The sequence below is a fragment of the Streptomyces sp. NPDC007945 genome (assembly GCF_042958885.1).
Lineage (GTDB): Bacteria > Actinomycetota > Actinomycetes > Streptomycetales > Streptomycetaceae > Streptomyces.
This window is the reverse complement of sequence record NZ_JBIBJV010000001.1, coordinates 306866-322547: the sequence shown is the minus strand read 5'-3', so window position 1 is coordinate 322547 and position 15682 is coordinate 306866. Positions and strand designations below refer to the sequence as shown.

Genomic DNA, 15682 nt, shown 5'->3' with positions numbered 1-15682 from the left:
ACGGCGTGACCGTGAACGCCGAATCCCACGCCGTCGCCAAGGCGACCTGGCGAGACCTGCCCGCGGCGCAGCAGCCCGAGTACCCCGATGCCGAGGCTCTGCGCGATGTGATCGCGGACCTCGAGTCGTATCCTCCGCTCGTCTTCGCCGGCGAGTGCGACCAGCTGCGCGCCCGCATGGGAGCCGTCGCCCGTGGCGAGGCGTTCCTGCTCCAGGGCGGCGACTGCGCCGAGGCGTTCGACGCGGTGTCCGCCGACCACATCCGGGCCAAGCTGAAGACCCTGCTCCAGATGAGCGCCGTCCTGACGTACGCGGCCTCCGTGCCCGTCGTGAAGGTGGGCCGCATCGCCGGGCAGTACTCCAAGCCCCGCTCCAAGGGCACCGAGACCCGTGACGGTGTGACGCTCCCCACCTACCGGGGCGACTCCGTCAACGGCTTCGACTTCAACGAGAAGGCCCGCGTCCCGGACCCCGAGCGCCTGAAGCGGATGTACAACGCCTCCGCCTCCACGCTCAACCTGGTCCGCGCCTTCACCACCGGTGGCTACGCCGACCTGCGCCAGGTGCACGCCTGGAACCAGGACTTCGTGAAGTCGTCCCCGTCCGGCCAGCGCTACGAGCAGCTGGCGCGCGAGATCGACAACGCGCTGAACTTCATGAAGGCCTGCGGCACCGACCCGGCCGAGTTCAAGGCGGTGGAGTTCTACGCCTCGCACGAGGCGCTGCTCCTCGACTACGAGGGCGCCCTCACGCGGACGGACTCCCGCACCGGCAAGCTGTACGACACCTCCGGCCACATGGTGTGGATCGGCGAGCGCACCCGCCAGCTGGATCACGCCCACGTCGAGTTCGCCTCGCAGATCGCGAACCCGATCGGCATCAAGCTGGGCCCGACGACGACTCCGGAGGAGGCGCTGACGTACATCGAGCGCCTCGACCCTGACCGCGAGCCGGGCCGGCTGACCTTCATCGTCCGCATGGGCGCCGACAAGGTCCGGGACAAGCTCCCCGAGCTGGTCGAGAAGGTCACCGCCTCGGGCGCCACCGTCGCCTGGGTGACCGACCCGATGCACGGCAACACCTTCGAGGCGGCCTCGGGCCACAAGACCCGCCGCTTCGACGACGTGCTCGACGAGGTGAAGGGCTTCTTCGAGGTCCACAAGGCGCTGGGCACCCACCCGGGCGGCATCCACGTCGAGCTCACCGGTGACGACGTCACCGAGTGCGTGGGCGGCGGCGACGAGATCTTCGTCGACGACCTGCACCAGCGCTACGAGACGGCCTGCGACCCGCGCCTCAACCGGAGCCAGTCGCTCGACCTGGCGTTCCTCGTGGCCGAGATGTACCGCGATCAGTAAGTAGATACCTACGACGATGGGGCGCGGATCCTTGTGATCCGCGCCCCATCGTCGTAGCGAAGGCTTTTGCGCTCCCCGGCCGCCGGGTAAGGTTAGGTTAGCCTAATCGATCTCGGCGGGAGGTGATCCGCGTGTACGTCTGCTCATGCTTCGGTGTCACGGAGAAGCAGGTCAAGGAGCACGCGGAGGCCGGCGCCTGCACGCCCCGCCAGATCGCCTCCGCCTGCAAGGCGGGCACGGACTGCGGTTCGTGCGTCCGGCGCATCCAGGCCATCCTCGGACGCGGGAACTGCCCGCGCCGTGAGCTCCTCGACCAGGGCATGCCGGCCCTCGCGCCGGAGACCTCCGAACTGTCCGAGGCCGCCTAGCCCCTCGGCCCGTCGGCTCGATCAGCTCGGCTGGTCGGTCGGCTCGGCTACTCGGTCAGCTCGGCTGCTCGATGAGCGTCGAGAGGTAGAGCGCCTCGCCCAGGGACTCGATCAGCTCCAGCTGGGTGTCCAGGTAGTCGATGTGGTGCTCCTCGTCCGCGAGGATCTCCTCGAAGAGGTTGGCCGAGGTGATGTCGCCCTTGGCGCGCATGACCTCGATGCCCCGCTTGAGGCGGTCGATGGCCTCCACCTCGACCTGGCGGTCCGCCTGGAACATCTCGGTGACGGTCTGGCCGACGCGCACGTGGAAGAGCCGCTGGTAGTTGGGCAGGCCGTCGAGCATGAGGATGCGCTCGGTCAGCTTGTCCGCGTGCTTCATCTCGTCGATGGACTCTTCGCGGGTGTACTTCGCGAGCTTCGTCCAGCCCTTGTTGTCCTGGATGCGGTAGTGCAGCCAGTACTGGTTGATGGCCGTGAGCTCGCCGGTGAGCTGCTCGTTCAGAAACTCCAGGACCTCGGGGTCGCCCTGCATCGCTCCAGGTTCCTTCCGTCACGGTAGGTGCCCGGCCCCTCACGGGGCAGGATGGCCGCATCCTCGCACTCCGAATGGGGGTCGTCCAGTAAGTGCAGGCTTAGTAGGAGTTGCCCGAATGGGTGCGTCCGGGTGGGTGGCTGGTCATGACCACCCCTCGCCGTCTGTCACCATGGAGGACATGGTTCAGCCGGAGAGCGGGGTACACCGGGACGGGGGGACGCCGGAGACGTCGCCCGAGCTTCCGCCGGGGCAGCGGCTCCAGCGCGGCTGGCCGGTCACCCACTACGGGCCCGTGCCCAAGTTCAAGCCGGAGCGCTGGGAGTTCCGCGTCTTCGGCGCGACCGCCGACGGCGACAAGCGCTGCTGGAACCACGAGGAGTTCTCGGCCCTGCCGTTCTCCACGGTGGTCGCCGACCTCCACTGCGTCACCAAGTTCAGCATGCTCGGCGCCGAGTGGGGCGGGGTCGCCGCCCGCACGGTCCTGGAGCTGGCGCCTCCCGCGCCGCACGTCACCCATGTGATGGTCTGGGCCGAGTACGGCTACAGCGCCAACATGCGGCTCGCCGACTTCGCCGCCGAGGGCACCATCTTCGCCACCCACAAGGACGGCGAGCTGCTCACCGCCGAGCACGGCTTCCCGCTGCGGCTCGTGGTGCCGCACCTGTACGCGTGGAAGGGCCCCAAGTGGGTCCGGGGCGTGGAGTACATGACCGCCGACCGCCGGGGCTTCTGGGAAGAGCGCGGCTACCACAACATCGGCGACCCCTGGACCGAACAGCGCTACTCCTACCAGGAGGAACCGGGCGACGGCCCGGAGCTGTGACGCGCCCGGAGCCCCCGTGGGCCCGCAGCGGCCCCGGGCCGTCGCGCACGGCGGGTCAGTGGTGGTACCGGTGGACCACCGCGTGGCCCTTGCCCCGCCCGATCAGCCACTTGTTCACCGGCGTGGTGACCAGGAAGGCGACGAGGAAGGCGAAGGCGAGCGCGCCCCAGAAGAGGGCGTCGTCCAGATGGGCGTCCATGGCGCCCGGGACCAGCAGCAGCACGCCGTTGTCGACGATCTCCATCACGAGGATGGAGAGGGTGTCGGCGGCGAGCGCGACCTTGAAGGCGGACGCGAAGTCCAGGCCGGCGGCGAGGACGCCGCGCAGCGTGAGCGCGTAGCCGAAGAAGAACGCGAGGGCGATCGCGAGGACCATCGTCGGCGCGTCGCCCCAGCCGAGCGCGGTTCCGATGATCATGCCGAGGACCTCGCCGATGGCGCAGCCGGTGAGGCAGTGGAGGGTGGCCTTCGCCGCCATGCCCCAGGACGCCGGCCCTCCGCCCCCGTGTCCGGCGTGCTCGTGCCCGCCGGCGTGGTGGTGCCCGCCGACCTGGTCGTGCCCGCCGTGGTCGTGACCGGCGTGGTGCCCGTGTCCGGTGTGGTGGTCGTGCGTCCCGTGTTCCATGAGGGCCCCCAACCTCGGGTAGCGGTTCCTGCTTCCTCAGGAACCGTATACCCCCTTGGGGTATTACTCAATCGGGAACGATCAGAAGTCGATCAGTCCCGGAGCTTCTTCAGCAGCTCGATGTCGGCGACGTGGCCCTCCTTGCCGCCCGGGGTCTCGATGACCAGCGGCACGCCGTCGGTGGCCGGGTGGCGCAGCAGCTGCCGGAACGCCTCCTGGCCGATGTGGCCGACGCCGATGTTGGCGTGCCGGTCCTTGTGCGCCCCGACGACGTCCTTCGAGTCGTTGGCGTGGATCAGCCGGAGCCGGCCCTCGCCGACCGTGGCGACCAGCTCGTCCAGGGTGCCCACCGCCCCGCCCGGCGCGGTGAGGTCGTGGCCCGCCGCGAAGATGTGGCAGGTGTCGAGGCAGATCCCCAGCCGGGGGTGGTGGTCGAGGGCGTCGAAGTACGGGCCGAAGTCCTCCGCCTTGGAGCAGAGCGAGAAGCCCTGGCCGGCCGTGGACTCCAGGAGGAGGTACGGGTCGTCCTCGTGGGTCAGCTCGTCGAGCAGCGGCAGCATCCGCTCCCGCACCTGCGCCAGCGCCTCCTCCCGCGGGCGGCCCCCGGTGGCGGAGCCGGTGTGCACGACCACGCCCCGCGCGCCGATCTCCCGGCCGCGCCGCAGCGAGTGCCGCAGCGACTCCACCGACTTCTCGACGGTGGCCTCGGTGTGGGAGCCGAAGTTGATCAGATAGGGGGCGTGCACCCAGGCCGAGATCGATCCCTCGGCGCACTCCTCCCGGAACCGCTCGTCCTGGGCGGGGTTGCCGACCGGGGTGGCCCAGCCGCGCGGGTTGGCGACGAAGACCTGGACGGTCTCGGCGCCGAGCTCGCGGGCGTAGCCGAGGCCGGTGGTGGCGAGACCGCCGGCCACGGGGACGTGGCCGCCGACGGGGTTGCGCATGTTCTCTCAGATTCCCTTGATGGTGATGGCGACGGTGGAGCCCTCGGGGGCGGTCAGGCCGCCCGCCACGGACTGGCCCGTGACCTCGTCGCCGAGGAAGGGGAAGCTCTTCTCCACCTTCACCTCGAAGCCCGCCGCCTCCAGTTCCTCGCGGGCCTCGTCGGTCGACAGGCCGACGACGTCCGGCACCTCGACCGGGCGCGGGCCCTTGGAGACGGTCAGGGTGACCGCGTCGCCCTTCGCGGCCCGGCTGCCCTCGGCGAGGGACTGGGCGGCGACCGATCCGGCGTCCTCGGCGGAGTGCACCCGTTCCGGCGCGACGGAGACCTTGAGGCCGGCCTCCTGGAGGATGGCGGTGGCGTCGGCGACGGTCTCGCCGGTCACGTCCGGGACGTCGACCGGGGCGCCCTTGCTGACCACCAGCGCCACGGCCGAGTCGGGGGCCCGCTCGGTGCCCGGCTCCGGGTCGGAGCCGATCACCGCGCCCTGGGCGACGGTCGTGCTGAAGGCCGAGGTGACCATGCCGGGGGCGAGGCCCTGCGCGGTGAGGATCCGCTTGGCCTCGTCGAGCGGCTTGTTCTTGAGGTTGGGGACCTTCACGGTCTCGGGTCCCCGGGAGACGGTGAGCGTGACGGCGGCGTGGCTGCGGACCCGCGCGCCGGGCGCCGGGTCGACGGCCATCACGGTGCCGCGCTCGTACGCGTCGCTGAAGGCGCGCTTCGTCGTGCCCGGCTCCAGGCCCGCGTCGGCGAGCCGGTCGCGCGCCGCCTGCTCGGTCTGGCCGAGGACGGCGGGGACGCGGGTGAACTGGCCGGAGTTGATGTACCAGACGCCGCCGCCGAGGCCCAGGGCGAGCAGCACGCCGAGGACGATCAGGAGCGGGCGGCGCGGCACCGGGCGGAGGGCGCGGCGGCGGGGCCCGGGCGGCGGGGGCTCGGGCGTGGTGAGGCGGCTGGTGTGCTGGACGGCGTGCGGGTCGGCGGTCGCCGGCGCGGGCACCGGGCGGGCGATCACGCTGGTGCGGTCCTCGCCGGTGTCCCGCTGCCCGGTCGTCGCGTGCGGCGGCAGCGCGTCCAGCTGTTCGTCGGTGAGCGCCGCCCGCGCCTCCCGGAGCAGGGCGAGCAGGGCCACGGCGTCGTGCGGCCGGACCTCGGGGTCGCGGGCGGTCGCGGCGGCGACCAGCTCGTCCAGTTCGAGCGGCAGTCCGGGGACGGCGGCGGACGGGGCCGGCACGTCGGTGTGGAGGTGCCGGTAGAGGACCTGGGCGGGGGTGTCGCCCGAGTGCGGCTTGCCGCCGGTCAGCATCTCGTACAGGACGACGCCGCAGGCGTACACGTCGGCCCGGGTGTCGGCGGTGCCGTGCTCGATCTGCTCGGGGGCGAGGTACGCGACGGTGCCGAGGACCGCGCCGGTGGTGGCGGTCGCCGAGCCGACGGAGCGGACGAGCCCGAAGTCGGCGACCTTGACCCGGCCGTCGTCCCCTATCAGCACGTTCTCCGGCTTCATGTCCCGGTGCACGAACCCGGCCCGGTGGGCGGCGCCCAGCGCGGCGAGGACCGGCTCCAGGATGTCCAGGGCGGCGCGGGGCTGGAGGGCGCCGCGCTCGCGCAGCACGTCCCGGAGGGTGCAGCCGGAGACGTACTCCATCGCCAGGTAGACGTACGCGCCCTCGGCGCCCTGGTCGAAGACGGAGACCACGTTCGGGTGCGCGAGGCGGGCGACGGACTTCGCCTCGCGGATGAAACGCTCGACGAAGGCCGCGTCGGCCGCCAGGGCGGGGTGCATCACCTTGAGCGCGAGGACGCGGTCGAGGCGGGTGTCGACGGCCCGGTAGACCGTGGCCATCCCGCCGACGGCGATGCGCGCGTCGACGCGGTAGCGGCCGTCGAGCAGCCGCCCGACGAGGGGGTCCTGAAGGGTCGTGTCCACGGCGTCGAGTCTACGAGCCGGTACGGGCCCGGCCCGCCCTCCGGGCCCCGACCGCAGCACGCTTGTGACGTACCCCGCTCGGGGCCGCTTCCGGCGGCGGGCTCAGAAGGCGGGACGCTCCGGGTCCAGCCGGGCCAGGCCCTCCGTCGGCGAGGACGCCTCCGCGAAGCGGCGGCGGGGGATGCGGCCCGCGCGGTGCGCGAGGCGGCCCGCCTCGACCGCGTGCCGCATCGCCGAGGCCATCAGGACCGGCTCCTGGGCCCGGGTCACCGCCGAGGCGAGCATCACCGCCGCGCACCCCAGCTCCATCGCGAGCGCCGCGTCCGAGGCGGTGCCCGCGCCGGCGTCGAGGATCACCGGCACCCCGGCCCGCTCCACGATCAGCTCGAAGTTGTGCGGGTTGCGGATGCCGAGGCCGGAGCCGATGGGGGAGCCCAGCGGCATGATCGCCGCGCAGCCCACGTCCTCCAGCTTCCGGGCCAGGACCGGGTCGTCGTTGGTGTAGGGGAGGACGGTGAAGCCGTCGTCCACCAGGGTCTCGGCGGCGTCGAGGAGCTCGACCCCGTCGGGGAGGAGGGTCCGCTCGTCGGCGACGACCTCCAGCTTGATCCAGTCCGTGCCGAGGGCCTCCCGGGCCAGCCGGGCCGTGAGGACGGCCTCGCCGGCCGTGTAGCAGCCGGCCGTGTTCGGCAGGACGCGGATGCCGAGCCGGTCCAGGACGGAGAGGACCGAGCCCTGCACCGTGGGGTCGAGGCGGCGCATGGCGACCGTGGTGAGCTCGGTGCCGCTCGCCACCAGGGACCGTTCGAGGACGTCCAGGCTGGGGGCGCCGCCGGTGCCCATGATGAGCCGGGAGGAGAACTCCGTGCCGCCGAGGGTGAACACGTCGTCGGACATCGCGCTCAGCCCCCCTGCACCGCGGTGAGGACCTCGACCCGGTCGCCGTCGGCGAGCAGCGTCGCCGCCCACTCGCCGCGCGGCACGACCGTCTCGTTGACGGCGGCGGCCACCCCGGACGGGGCGGTGGTGAGGCCGGTGACCAGGGCCTCCAGGGAGACGGGGGCGGCGAGCACGCGCGGCTCGCCGTTCACGGACACGTTCATGCGGGCTGCTCCTGACGTGCGGAGAGAGCGGTGGGGAAGCGGCGGGGCGAGAAGGGGCGCGCCTCGTCGGGCAGGACGCCGGTGGTGAGCACCTCCGCCATGACGTCGCCGGTGACGGGGGTGAGGAGGATCCCGTTGCGGTAGTGCCCGGTGGCCAGGTCGAGGCCGGGCAGGGCGGTCGGGCCGAGCATCGGGGCGTTGTCGGGGGAGCCGGGGCGCAGCCCGGCGAGGGTCTCGGTGAGCGGCAGCTCGGTGAGGCCCGGGACCAGCTCGTGGGCGTCGCGGAGCAGCTCGTACACCCCGCCGGCGGTGACCGTGGTGTCCCAGCCCAGCTCCTCGCTGGTGGCGCCGACGACCAGCTCGCCGTTCTCGCGCGGCACGAGGTAGACGTGGCTGCCGCGCACCACCGCCCGCACGGTGCGGGAGAGGAACGGGGCGTACGGGGCGGGGATCCGCAGCCGCAGGACCTGGCCCTTCACCGGGCGGACCGGCGGCAGGACCGACGGAGGCACGCCCGCGAGCCGGCCGCTGAGGCTGCCGGCGGCGAGGACGGTCCGGCCGGCGGAGAGCGCCGTGCCGTCGCGCAGCACGACTCCGGTCGCCCGGTCGCCCGCCACCGTGAGCCGCTCGGCGAGCGCCCGGTGGAAGACCACCCCGGCCCGCTCGCAGGCGGTGAGCAGCGCGGCGGCCAGCCGGCGCGGGTCGACCTGGTGGTCGCCGTCCACCCGGAGCCCGCCGCGCACGCCGGGCGCCAGCATGGGTTCGAGGCGCCGGCACTCCCGGCCGCTGAGCCACTCGGAGGCGAGTCCGCAGCGGGTCTGGAGGGCGTGCAGTTCGCGCAGGTGGGCGCGGTCGTCGGCGTCGAGGGCGACGGCGAGGGTGCCGCAGGCGCGGTAACCGACGTCGAGGCCGGTGGCCTCCTCCAGCTCGGCCGTGAAGGCCGGGTAGCGCGCGGCGGAGGCGAGGTTGAGCCCGAGGAGGGTCTCCTCGCCGTAGTGCAGTTCGGTGACGGCGGCGAGCATGCCGGCCGCGACCCGCGCGGCGCCGCCGCCGGGTTCGGGGTCGACGACCGCGACGGTCAGGCCGCGCAGGGCCGCCCGCCAGGCCGTGACGAGGCCGATGACGCCGCCGCCGACCACGAGGACGTCGGCGACCTGACGGTCTTCTGTTCCTACGGAAGGACGCATGGGCGTTCCCGCCCCTCCCTTCGCCGGCATGACCCGGATCAGGTTCGTACGGTCGGAGGCCGGTCAGCCTCCCTCTCAGCCCGGTGCGTCCGGGCTCCCGCGAGTGGTGTGTGCCCGCCACCCTAGCCTCCGCCGGCGGAGCTCCACAGGGGGCCTCCTGCCTGACGGGTCGTCAGATGCGTATGGTGGACGGGTGAGCGAGCAGAAGCAGACCCAGCGGCACGTGGTGATCGTCGGCGCCGGCATGGCGGGCGTGCAGACCGCCGTCGCCCTGCGCGAGCAGGGCTTCCGGGGCCCCGTCACCCTCATCGGCGCCGAACCCCACCAGCCCTACGACCGGCCCCCGCTCTCCAAGGCGGTCCTCCTCGGAAAGGCCGAGCACTCCGCTTTTGACATCGACTTCGCCTCCCTCGGCGTCGACCTCCGCCTCGGCGTCGCCGTCACCGGGCTGCGCCCCGCCGACCGGGCACTCGACACCGAGGCGGGTCCCGTCGCGTACGACGCCCTCGTCCTCGCCACCGGCGCCCACCCGCTCACCCTCCCCGGCGCCGAGGGCGTCCCCGGCGTCCACCTGCTGCGCACCCTCGACGACGCCGTCCGCCTCGGCCCCGTCCTGGCCGGCGGCGGCTCCGTCGTGGTGGTCGGCGCCGGCTGGATCGGCGCCGAGTTCGCCACCGCCGCCCGCGAGGCCGGCTGCGCCGTCACCGTCGTCGAGGCCGCACCCCTCCCGCTCGCCGGCGCCCTGCCCGACGAGGTCACCACCGCCATGGCCGGCTGGTACGCCGAGAGCGGCGCCGAACTCCTCACGCACGCGCGCGTGGCCGCCGTCCGCCCCGGCGCCGTCGTCCTCGCCGACGGCCGCGAACTCCCCGCCGACGCCGTCGTCGTCGGCATCGGCGCCCGCCCCGCCACCGACTGGCTCGCGGGCTCCGGCATCGCCCTCGACCCCAGCGGCGCCGTCACCGCCGACGAGCGGCTGCGCACCTCCCTGCCCGACGTGTACGCGGTCGGCGACTGCGCCTCCTTCCCCTCCGCCCGCTACGGGGAGCGGCTCCTCGTCCACCACTGGGACAACGCCCTCCAGGGCCCCCGCACGGTCGCCGCCGACCTCACCGGAGCCGACGCCGCCGCCCCGGAGCCGTACGACCCCGTCCCGTACTTCTGGTCCGAGCAGTTCGGCCGCTTCGTCCAGTACGCCGGCCACCACGCCGGCGCCGACACCCTCGTCCGGCGCGGGGACGCGTCCGGCGGCTCCTGGGCGGTGCTCTGGCTGCGCGCTGGGGTGCCGGTCGCCCTGCTCGCCGTCGGCCGCCCGCGCGACCTCGCCCAGGGGCGCAAGCTCATCGAGGCCGGCACCCCCGTCGACCCCGAGCGGGCCGCCGATCCCACCGTGCCGCTGAAGTCCGCCGTCCGGTGACAACCCGGACGGCGGCGGCCGGGGCGGGCCCGACTACCGACTGTCGGTCCCGGATGGCAGGCTTGTCCCGTGACCGAGATTGACGCAAACATCGATGCTCTCGTCCCCGCATGGCTCCACCTCCCCGACATCGCGGAGATGCTCGGCGTCCCGGTGACGCGGGTGCGGCAGCTGGTGAACGAGGGCCAGCTGATCGCCGTGCGCCGCGGCGAGAACAACGCGCTCCAGGTGCCCGCCGCCTTCATCCAGGACGACAAGGTCGTCAAGGGCCTCGCCGGCACCCTGACGCTCCTGCGGGACGACGGCTTCTCCGACGCGGAGATGCTGGAGTGGCTCTTCACCCCCGACCCGACCCTGCCCGGCACCCCCGCGCAGGCCCTCGGCGAGAATCGCGGTACGGAGGTGAAGCGCCGCGCCCAGGCGCTCGCCGTCTGACCCGCCGGAGACCGGGGCGCCGAGTCCGTGACTCCGGCGCCCGGGGCCCCGGCGTGGGAGCGCCGGGTCCGAGACACCCCGGAGCCCGGGACACCGGCCTCCGGACACCGAACCACCACCGCCGGTGCCGCGGCCCCCGCGCCGCGGCACCGGCACCACCCGACGGGGGGAACCACCATGCCCACGCCTCGTGAGCGGCTCGCCGACGCCCGGCTCTACCTGTGCACCGACGCCCGGAAGCGCCAGGGCGACCTGCCCGCCTTCCTCGACGCCGTGCTCTCCTCCGGCGTCGACATCGTGCAGCTCCGCGACAAGGGCATGGAGGCCGGCGAGGAGCTGGAGCACCTCGCCGTCCTCGCCGAGGCCTGCCGCCGCCACGGCAAGCTCCTCGCCGTGAACGACCGGGCCGACGTCGCCCACGCCATCGGCTCCGACGTCCTCCACCTCGGCCAGGGCGACCTGCCCGTCCCCGCCGCCCGCGCCATCCTCGGCGACGAGGTCCTGATCGGCCGCTCCTGCCACGCCGAGTCCGAGGTCGCCGCGGCCGCCGCCGAACCCGGCGTCGACTACTTCTGCACCGGCCCCTGCTGGCCCACCCCCACCAAGCCCGGGCGGTACGCCCCCGGCCTCGACCTGGTGCGGTACGCCGCGGGGCTCGCCCAGGACCGCCCCTGGTTCGCCATCGGCGGCATCGACGAGACCAACCTCGACCAGGTCCTCGACGCCGGCGCCCGGCGCATCGTCGTGGTCCGCGCGCTCACCGAGGCCGAGGACCCGGCCGCGGCCGCCGCCTCCCTCGCCAAGCGCGTCCGGGAGCGGGCCGACGCCTGACGCGGACGGCCCGCCGCGGCGGCCCCCGCACCGCTGTCCGAAAAGGTGTCCACTCCTCGGACGCGGGGTACGCGCCCCGCTGGACCCCGTCTAACCTGCCGGTATGGCCCTTGGAACCGCTTCCGTCCGTTCGGACCGCGCCCGTACGGTCCGCGAGATCCTCGCCGCCGGGACGTCGTACTCCTTCGAGTTCTACGCTCCCCGGACGGCCAAGGGCGAGCAGGTCCTCTGGAACGCCATGCGCCGCGTCGAGGCCGTCGGCCCCAGCTTCGTCTCCGTGACCTACGGCGCCGGCGGCTCCACCCGCGGCGGCACCGTCAAGGCCACCCAGAAGATCGCCTCGGACACCACCCTCACCCCGGTCGCGCACCTCACCGCCGTCGACCACTCCGTCGCCGAACTGCGCAACGTCCTCGGGCAGTACGCCGACGCCGGCATCCGCAACATGCTGGCGCTGCGCGGCGACCCGCCCGGCGACCCGCTGGGCGACTGGGTCGAGCACCCCGAGGGCGTCCGGTACGCGGCCGACCTGGTCCGGCTCATCAAGGAGTCCGGCGACTTCTGCGTCGGCGTCGCCGCCTTCCCCGAGATGCACCCCCGGTCCACGGACTGGGACACCGACATCCGCCACTTCGTCGACAAGTGCCGGGCCGGCGCCGACTACGCCGTCACCCAGATGTTCTTCGACCCCGAGAACTACCTGCGGCTCCGCGACAGCGTCGAGAAGGCCGGCTGCGAGACCCCGATCATCCCCGAGGTCATGCCCGTCGTGAACGTGAAGACGCTCGACCGGCTGCCCCAGCTCAGCAACGCCTCCTTCCCCGCGGACGTGAAAGAACGCATCCTCGCGGTCAAGGACGACCCCGCCGCTGTACGCTCCATCGGTATCGAGTTCGCGACGGAGTTCTGCGCGCGCCTGCTGGCCGAGGGTGTCCCCGGACTGCACTTCATCACGCTCAACAGCTCCACCGCGACGCTCGAGATCTACGAGAATCTCGGACTGCACCAGCAGTCCTGACCGGTCGTACCCGCCCCGACCCGCGGCGGAGGCCGTAGAGAGGGGCGGCGGGGCATGGGGTGGACGGTCCTCTACATCGCGTTCGGCCTGGTGGCGCTCTGGCTGCTCGGCGAGGTGCTCCTGCAGTACAAGGCGCGGCTGCGCTGGCGGGTCCTCGCCTTCAGCGGCTTCCTCGGCGTCGTCGCCGGCGTGCTGCTGCCCTCCGTGGCGGTCATCATCGCCGGCGCGGTCGCCTTCGCCGTCGGCCAGACCTTCGTGACCCTCTCGTTCCGCCGCGGCTTCTCCACGGGCTGGGCGATCGGCGGCACCCCCGGCGCCAGCCGCCGCCGCAAGGCGGGCCGGGCCCCCGAGGCCGGCCCCACCCTGGAGGTCACGGCCCTCTCCTATGACGAGCCCGACGCGGCCCCCGCCCACGCCCCCGACGCGGAGGCACCCCTCGCGGGCGAGGCCCCCGTCCACGCACCGCAGCCGCTGCCCGAGGACACCGGCCAGTACGGCGTCTACGAGCAGCAGCCGGCCGGCCACGCCCAGCCCGGGTACGACACCACCGGCTACGGCTACGACACCTACGCCACCGGCTACGGGCAGCAGCCCGCCTACGACTACGGCACCGCGGGCGCCCCGCAGCAGTACGCCGCCTACTCCGACCCGTACATCGGCCCCGCCACCGACGGCCAGCAGTACACCCAGTACTACGGCGACCCCTACGCCCCCTCGTACGCCTACGACACCCCGCCCGGCGGCGTCTGGGTCCCGCAGCAGCGCGACACGGACGAGCAGCCGCCCCAGACCTACCCGCCGAACCAGTACGGCTACGACCCGCAGCAGCAGGACGACCAGTTCCCGTACCGCCACTGAGCCGACCGGGAGGGGCGGCTCACCGCGAGCCGCGGAACTCCGCGCCCTCCACGATCAGCCCGGCCACCAGCGCCCCCGACATGCCCGCGTGGGCGAGCCCGCCGCCCGGATGCGACCAGCCGCCGACGAAGTACAGGCCGGGGACGGGGGAGAGGTTGGCGGCCGGCAGCCAGCCCCCGCCGCCGTCCGCCAGCGCCGGGCCCGGCACCTCGGGCGCGCCCGTCGCCTCCCGCACGTCCTCCGGGGTGCGGACCTCCTGCCAGAGCAGCCGCTCCGCCAGGCCGGGGACGGCCCGGCCGGCGGCCTCCACCAGCCACCCGGCGAGCTCCGCCCGGTCCTGCCCCGGCGCCGGGTCCACGAGCGCGGAGACCGTCACCGACTCGTGGTCGTCGTCGGGCCGCAGCGCCGGGTCGTCCGGCCGCAGCACCGTCGCCGTCGGCCGGCGCCCGCCCCCGTGCACGACCGTCCGGTGGACCGCGCCCTCCTCGCGGGCGCCGCGCAGCGCCAGCAGGACCGTCAGCCGGCTCGTGCCGTGACCCTGGAAGGCGGGCCACTCGTCGGCGCGCTCCCACGGCACCACCTGCTCGCGGTAGAGCGCCGGCAGCGGAGCGCCCGCGACCACGTGGTCCGCCGCCACCCTCTCGCCCGACTCCAGCCGCACCCCGACCGCCCGGCCGCCCTCGGTCACGACCTCGTCCACGGGCGCGTCGAAGACGAACTCCACCCGCCGCTCCCGGCAGCGCTCGTACACCGCGTCCGCGAGCGCCCGCATCCCGCCGGCCACGTACCAGCTGCCGAAGGTCTGCTCCATGTAGGGCAGCACGGCGGCCGACGCCGGGGCGGACGCGGCCGGGAAGCCGTACGCCTCCGCGTACGCCGCCAGGAGCGCGGTCAGCCGGGGGTCGCGCAGCTCCCGCTCGCCGACCTGCGCGAGCGTCCGCGTCGCGCGGCGCAGCAGCCCCGCCTTCAGCGCCGGGTACGGCTCCCGGGCGAGCGTCCTCGGATCGGCCGGCTGCGGCTCCTCCAGGAGCGGGCGGCGGGTCCGGTCCCACGCCTCGCGGGCCCGCACCAGGAAGTCGCCCCAGCGCTCGCCCGCGCCCGCGCCGAGCGCCGCGTCCAGGGCGGCGACCGTGCCGGCCCGGGAGGCGTTCGGCAGGTCCACGCGCGTGCCGTCGGCGAAGACGTGCCGGGCGGCCGGATCGACCTGGCTCAGCCCGACGCACTCCTCCAGCGGCTTCTTCCCGGTCTTCACGAACAGATCGCGGTAGACGGCCGGCAGGTGCAGGAGGCCGGGCCCGGTGTCGAAGGCGAAGCCGTCGCGCTCGAAGCGGCCCACGGCCCCGCCGTACGTCGACGTCCGCTCGTACACCGTCACCGTGTGCCCCGCGACCGCGAGCCGGGCCGCCGCCGCCAGGGCGCCGAGACCCGCGCCGATCACCACAATCCGTCCCATGCCAGGGACTTTATCGGCCCCCGCCGACGGACCGGTCCGCAGGTGGGCCGCCCTCCGCCGCCGCCAGCCTGCGCTCCTCGCGGCGCTGCGCCCGGCGGCGCAGGAACCGCCGGATCCGGGAGGCCAGGAAGACCAGCAGCCAGACGCCGAGCGCCAGCAGCACGGCGGCGATCACCGCCGCCGCCACCGGATGGAACATCGCGAACGTGATGACACCGGCGACCGCGAGGTCCTCGCCCGTGCTGAGCGCGATGTTGGAGAACGGCTCGGGCGAGGTGTTCACCGCCATCCGCGTCCCCGCCTTGACCAGATGGCTCAGCAACGCCGTCGACCCGCCGATCGCGCCCGCCGCCAGCTCCGGCAGCGAACCGCTCTCACCGGCCAGCAGGGAGGCCACCACGGCACCGGCCACCGGCCGGACCACCGTGTGGACGGAGTCCCACACGTTGTCCACGTACGGCACCTTGTCGGCGACCGCCTCGATGAGGAACAGCACGGCGGCCGCGATCAGGACGTCCGTGCGCTGGAGCGCCTCGGGCACCTCGTCGCTGAGCCCGGTCGCGCCGAAGACGCCGAGGAGCAGGACCACCGCGTAGGCGTTGATCCCGCTCGCCCAGCCGCTCGTGAAGACCAGGGGGAGTACGGACACGTTCGTGATCGTAACGAGGCCGCGCCCGTCCGTCACGGCGCCGGCTGAGTATCCGTACCTAGGCACCGAGATGAGTACCCGCGCGGATGGGCCCGGAGCCGTCCGGAGGAGAGAGTGGTGCCCACGGAAGGGGCGCGGCTCCCGAACCG

17 protein-coding genes and 1 riboswitch are annotated in these 15682 nt (G+C 73.9%); of the genes, 8 read left to right on the top strand and 9 right to left on the bottom strand.

Going from position 1 to position 15682, the window contains the following annotated elements:
• Positions 1-5: 5 nt before the first annotated feature.
• Both ACFZCF_RS01480 and ACFZCF_RS01475 read left to right on the top strand, forming a co-directional pair.
• On the top strand, positions 6-1358 hold the full coding sequence (locus ACFZCF_RS01480) for a class II 3-deoxy-7-phosphoheptulonate synthase (protein ID WP_388439779.1): 1353 nt from the start codon (positions 6-8) through the stop codon (positions 1356-1358).
• A 122-nt stretch (positions 1359-1480) separates the two neighbouring features.
• Positions 1481-1726, top strand: a complete 246-nt coding sequence (locus tag ACFZCF_RS01475) for a bacterioferritin-associated ferredoxin (protein WP_388439776.1) — start codon at positions 1481-1483, stop codon at positions 1724-1726.
• A 55-nt stretch (positions 1727-1781) separates the two neighbouring features.
• On the opposite strand, the gene bfr is transcribed toward ACFZCF_RS01475, so the two are convergent.
• A complete protein-coding gene (gene bfr, locus ACFZCF_RS01470; protein WP_030493020.1) occupies positions 1782-2258 on the bottom strand; it encodes a bacterioferritin in 477 nt (158 codons plus the stop codon).
• A 181-nt stretch (positions 2259-2439) separates the two neighbouring features.
• On the opposite strand from bfr, the gene ACFZCF_RS01465 reads away from it, so the two are divergent.
• Entirely contained in the window at positions 2440-3084 is a 645-nt protein-coding gene (locus tag ACFZCF_RS01465; RefSeq protein ID WP_388439770.1) for a sulfite oxidase-like oxidoreductase, read from the top strand.
• Between the two features lie 55 nt (positions 3085-3139).
• Here ACFZCF_RS01465 and ACFZCF_RS01460 read toward each other — a convergent pair whose 3' ends face one another.
• The 6 genes from ACFZCF_RS01460 to thiO all read right to left on the bottom strand — a co-directional run bounded on the left by ACFZCF_RS01460 (position 3140) and on the right by thiO (position 8872).
• Entirely contained in the window at positions 3140-3709 is a 570-nt protein-coding gene (locus ACFZCF_RS01460; RefSeq protein WP_388439767.1) for a DUF4396 domain-containing protein, read from the bottom strand.
• A gap of 92 nt (positions 3710-3801) precedes the next feature.
• Positions 3802-4653, bottom strand: coding sequence for a deoxyribonuclease IV (locus ACFZCF_RS01455; protein WP_391283856.1), 852 nt, complete (start codon positions 4651-4653; stop codon positions 3802-3804).
• Between the two features lie 6 nt (positions 4654-4659).
• Complete coding sequence (gene pknB, locus ACFZCF_RS01450; RefSeq protein WP_391283854.1) at positions 4660-6582, bottom strand: Stk1 family PASTA domain-containing Ser/Thr kinase; 1923 nt, start codon at positions 6580-6582, stop codon at positions 4660-4662.
• Positions 6583-6684: 102 nt separating this feature from the next.
• Positions 6685-7479: a thiazole synthase gene (locus ACFZCF_RS01445; protein ID WP_391283852.1), complete on the bottom strand. Its 795-nt coding sequence runs from the start codon at positions 7477-7479 to the stop codon at positions 6685-6687.
• 5 nt (positions 7480-7484) lie between these two features.
• Positions 7485-7685 carry a sulfur carrier protein ThiS gene (gene thiS, locus ACFZCF_RS01440; protein ID WP_169085659.1) on the bottom strand — a complete coding sequence of 67 codons (201 nt, stop codon included), beginning with the start codon at positions 7683-7685 and terminating at the stop codon, positions 7485-7487.
• Positions 7682-8872, bottom strand: coding sequence for a glycine oxidase ThiO (thiO, locus tag ACFZCF_RS01435; RefSeq protein WP_391283849.1), 1191 nt, complete (start codon positions 8870-8872; stop codon positions 7682-7684). Before thiO ends, thiS begins: the two co-directional genes overlap by 4 nt.
• Positions 8870-8983: riboswitch (TPP riboswitch) on the bottom strand. (Overlaps the previous gene by 3 nt.)
• 82 nt (positions 8984-9065) lie before the next feature.
• Here thiO and ACFZCF_RS01430 point away from each other — a divergent pair.
• From ACFZCF_RS01430 to ACFZCF_RS01410, 5 genes are all read left to right on the top strand, one after another.
• Positions 9066-10289, top strand: coding sequence for an NAD(P)/FAD-dependent oxidoreductase (locus ACFZCF_RS01430; RefSeq protein ID WP_388439752.1), 1224 nt, complete (start codon positions 9066-9068; stop codon positions 10287-10289).
• A gap of 69 nt (positions 10290-10358) precedes the next feature.
• Positions 10359-10724 carry an Rv2175c family DNA-binding protein gene (locus ACFZCF_RS01425; protein WP_388439750.1) on the top strand — a complete coding sequence of 122 codons (366 nt, stop codon included), beginning with the start codon at positions 10359-10361 and terminating at the stop codon, positions 10722-10724.
• 177 nt (positions 10725-10901) lie between these two features.
• Positions 10902-11555 carry a thiamine phosphate synthase gene (gene thiE / locus ACFZCF_RS01420; protein ID WP_388439747.1) on the top strand — a complete coding sequence of 218 codons (654 nt, stop codon included), beginning with the start codon at positions 10902-10904 and terminating at the stop codon, positions 11553-11555.
• Between the two features lie 103 nt (positions 11556-11658).
• Positions 11659-12573, top strand: a complete 915-nt coding sequence (metF, locus tag ACFZCF_RS01415; protein WP_388439744.1) for a methylenetetrahydrofolate reductase [NAD(P)H] — start codon at positions 11659-11661, stop codon at positions 12571-12573.
• Between the two features lie 54 nt (positions 12574-12627).
• Complete coding sequence (locus tag ACFZCF_RS01410) at positions 12628-13431, top strand: hypothetical protein (RefSeq protein ID WP_391283845.1); 804 nt, start codon at positions 12628-12630, stop codon at positions 13429-13431.
• Positions 13432-13450: 19 nt separating this feature from the next.
• Here the strand turns inward: ACFZCF_RS01410 and ACFZCF_RS01405 are convergent, their stop codons facing one another.
• Positions 13451-14884, bottom strand: a complete 1434-nt coding sequence (locus tag ACFZCF_RS01405; protein WP_391283843.1) for an FAD-dependent oxidoreductase — start codon at positions 14882-14884, stop codon at positions 13451-13453.
• Between the two features lie 10 nt (positions 14885-14894).
• Positions 14895-15533, bottom strand: coding sequence for a DUF4126 family protein (locus tag ACFZCF_RS01400; RefSeq protein ID WP_391283841.1), 639 nt, complete (start codon positions 15531-15533; stop codon positions 14895-14897).
• Positions 15534-15682: the final 149 nt, after the last annotated feature.

Coding starts and splice junctions, on each gene's coding strand:
- metF (WP_388439744.1), top strand. CDS start 11,659: ATGGCCCTTGGAACCGCTTCCGTCCGTTCGGACCGCGCCCGTACGGTC.
- thiO (WP_391283849.1), bottom strand. CDS start 8,872: ATGCGTCCTTCCGTAGGAACAGAAGACCGTCAGGTCGCCGACGTCCTC.
- ACFZCF_RS01455 (WP_391283856.1), bottom strand. CDS start 4,653: ATGCGCAACCCCGTCGGCGGCCACGTCCCCGTGGCCGGCGGTCTCGCC.
- thiE (WP_388439747.1), top strand. CDS start 10,902: ATGCCCACGCCTCGTGAGCGGCTCGCCGACGCCCGGCTCTACCTGTGC.
- ACFZCF_RS01465 (WP_388439770.1), top strand. CDS start 2,440: ATGGTTCAGCCGGAGAGCGGGGTACACCGGGACGGGGGGACGCCGGAG.
- ACFZCF_RS01410 (WP_391283845.1), top strand. CDS start 12,628: ATGGGGTGGACGGTCCTCTACATCGCGTTCGGCCTGGTGGCGCTCTGG.
- ACFZCF_RS01460 (WP_388439767.1), bottom strand. CDS start 3,709: ATGGAACACGGGACGCACGACCACCACACCGGACACGGGCACCACGCC.
- ACFZCF_RS01445 (WP_391283852.1), bottom strand. CDS start 7,479: ATGTCCGACGACGTGTTCACCCTCGGCGGCACGGAGTTCTCCTCCCGG.
- ACFZCF_RS01405 (WP_391283843.1), bottom strand. CDS start 14,884: ATGGGACGGATTGTGGTGATCGGCGCGGGTCTCGGCGCCCTGGCGGCG.
- bfr (WP_030493020.1), bottom strand. CDS start 2,258: ATGCAGGGCGACCCCGAGGTCCTGGAGTTTCTGAACGAGCAGCTCACC.
- thiS (WP_169085659.1), bottom strand. CDS start 7,685: ATGAACGTGTCCGTGAACGGCGAGCCGCGCGTGCTCGCCGCCCCCGTC.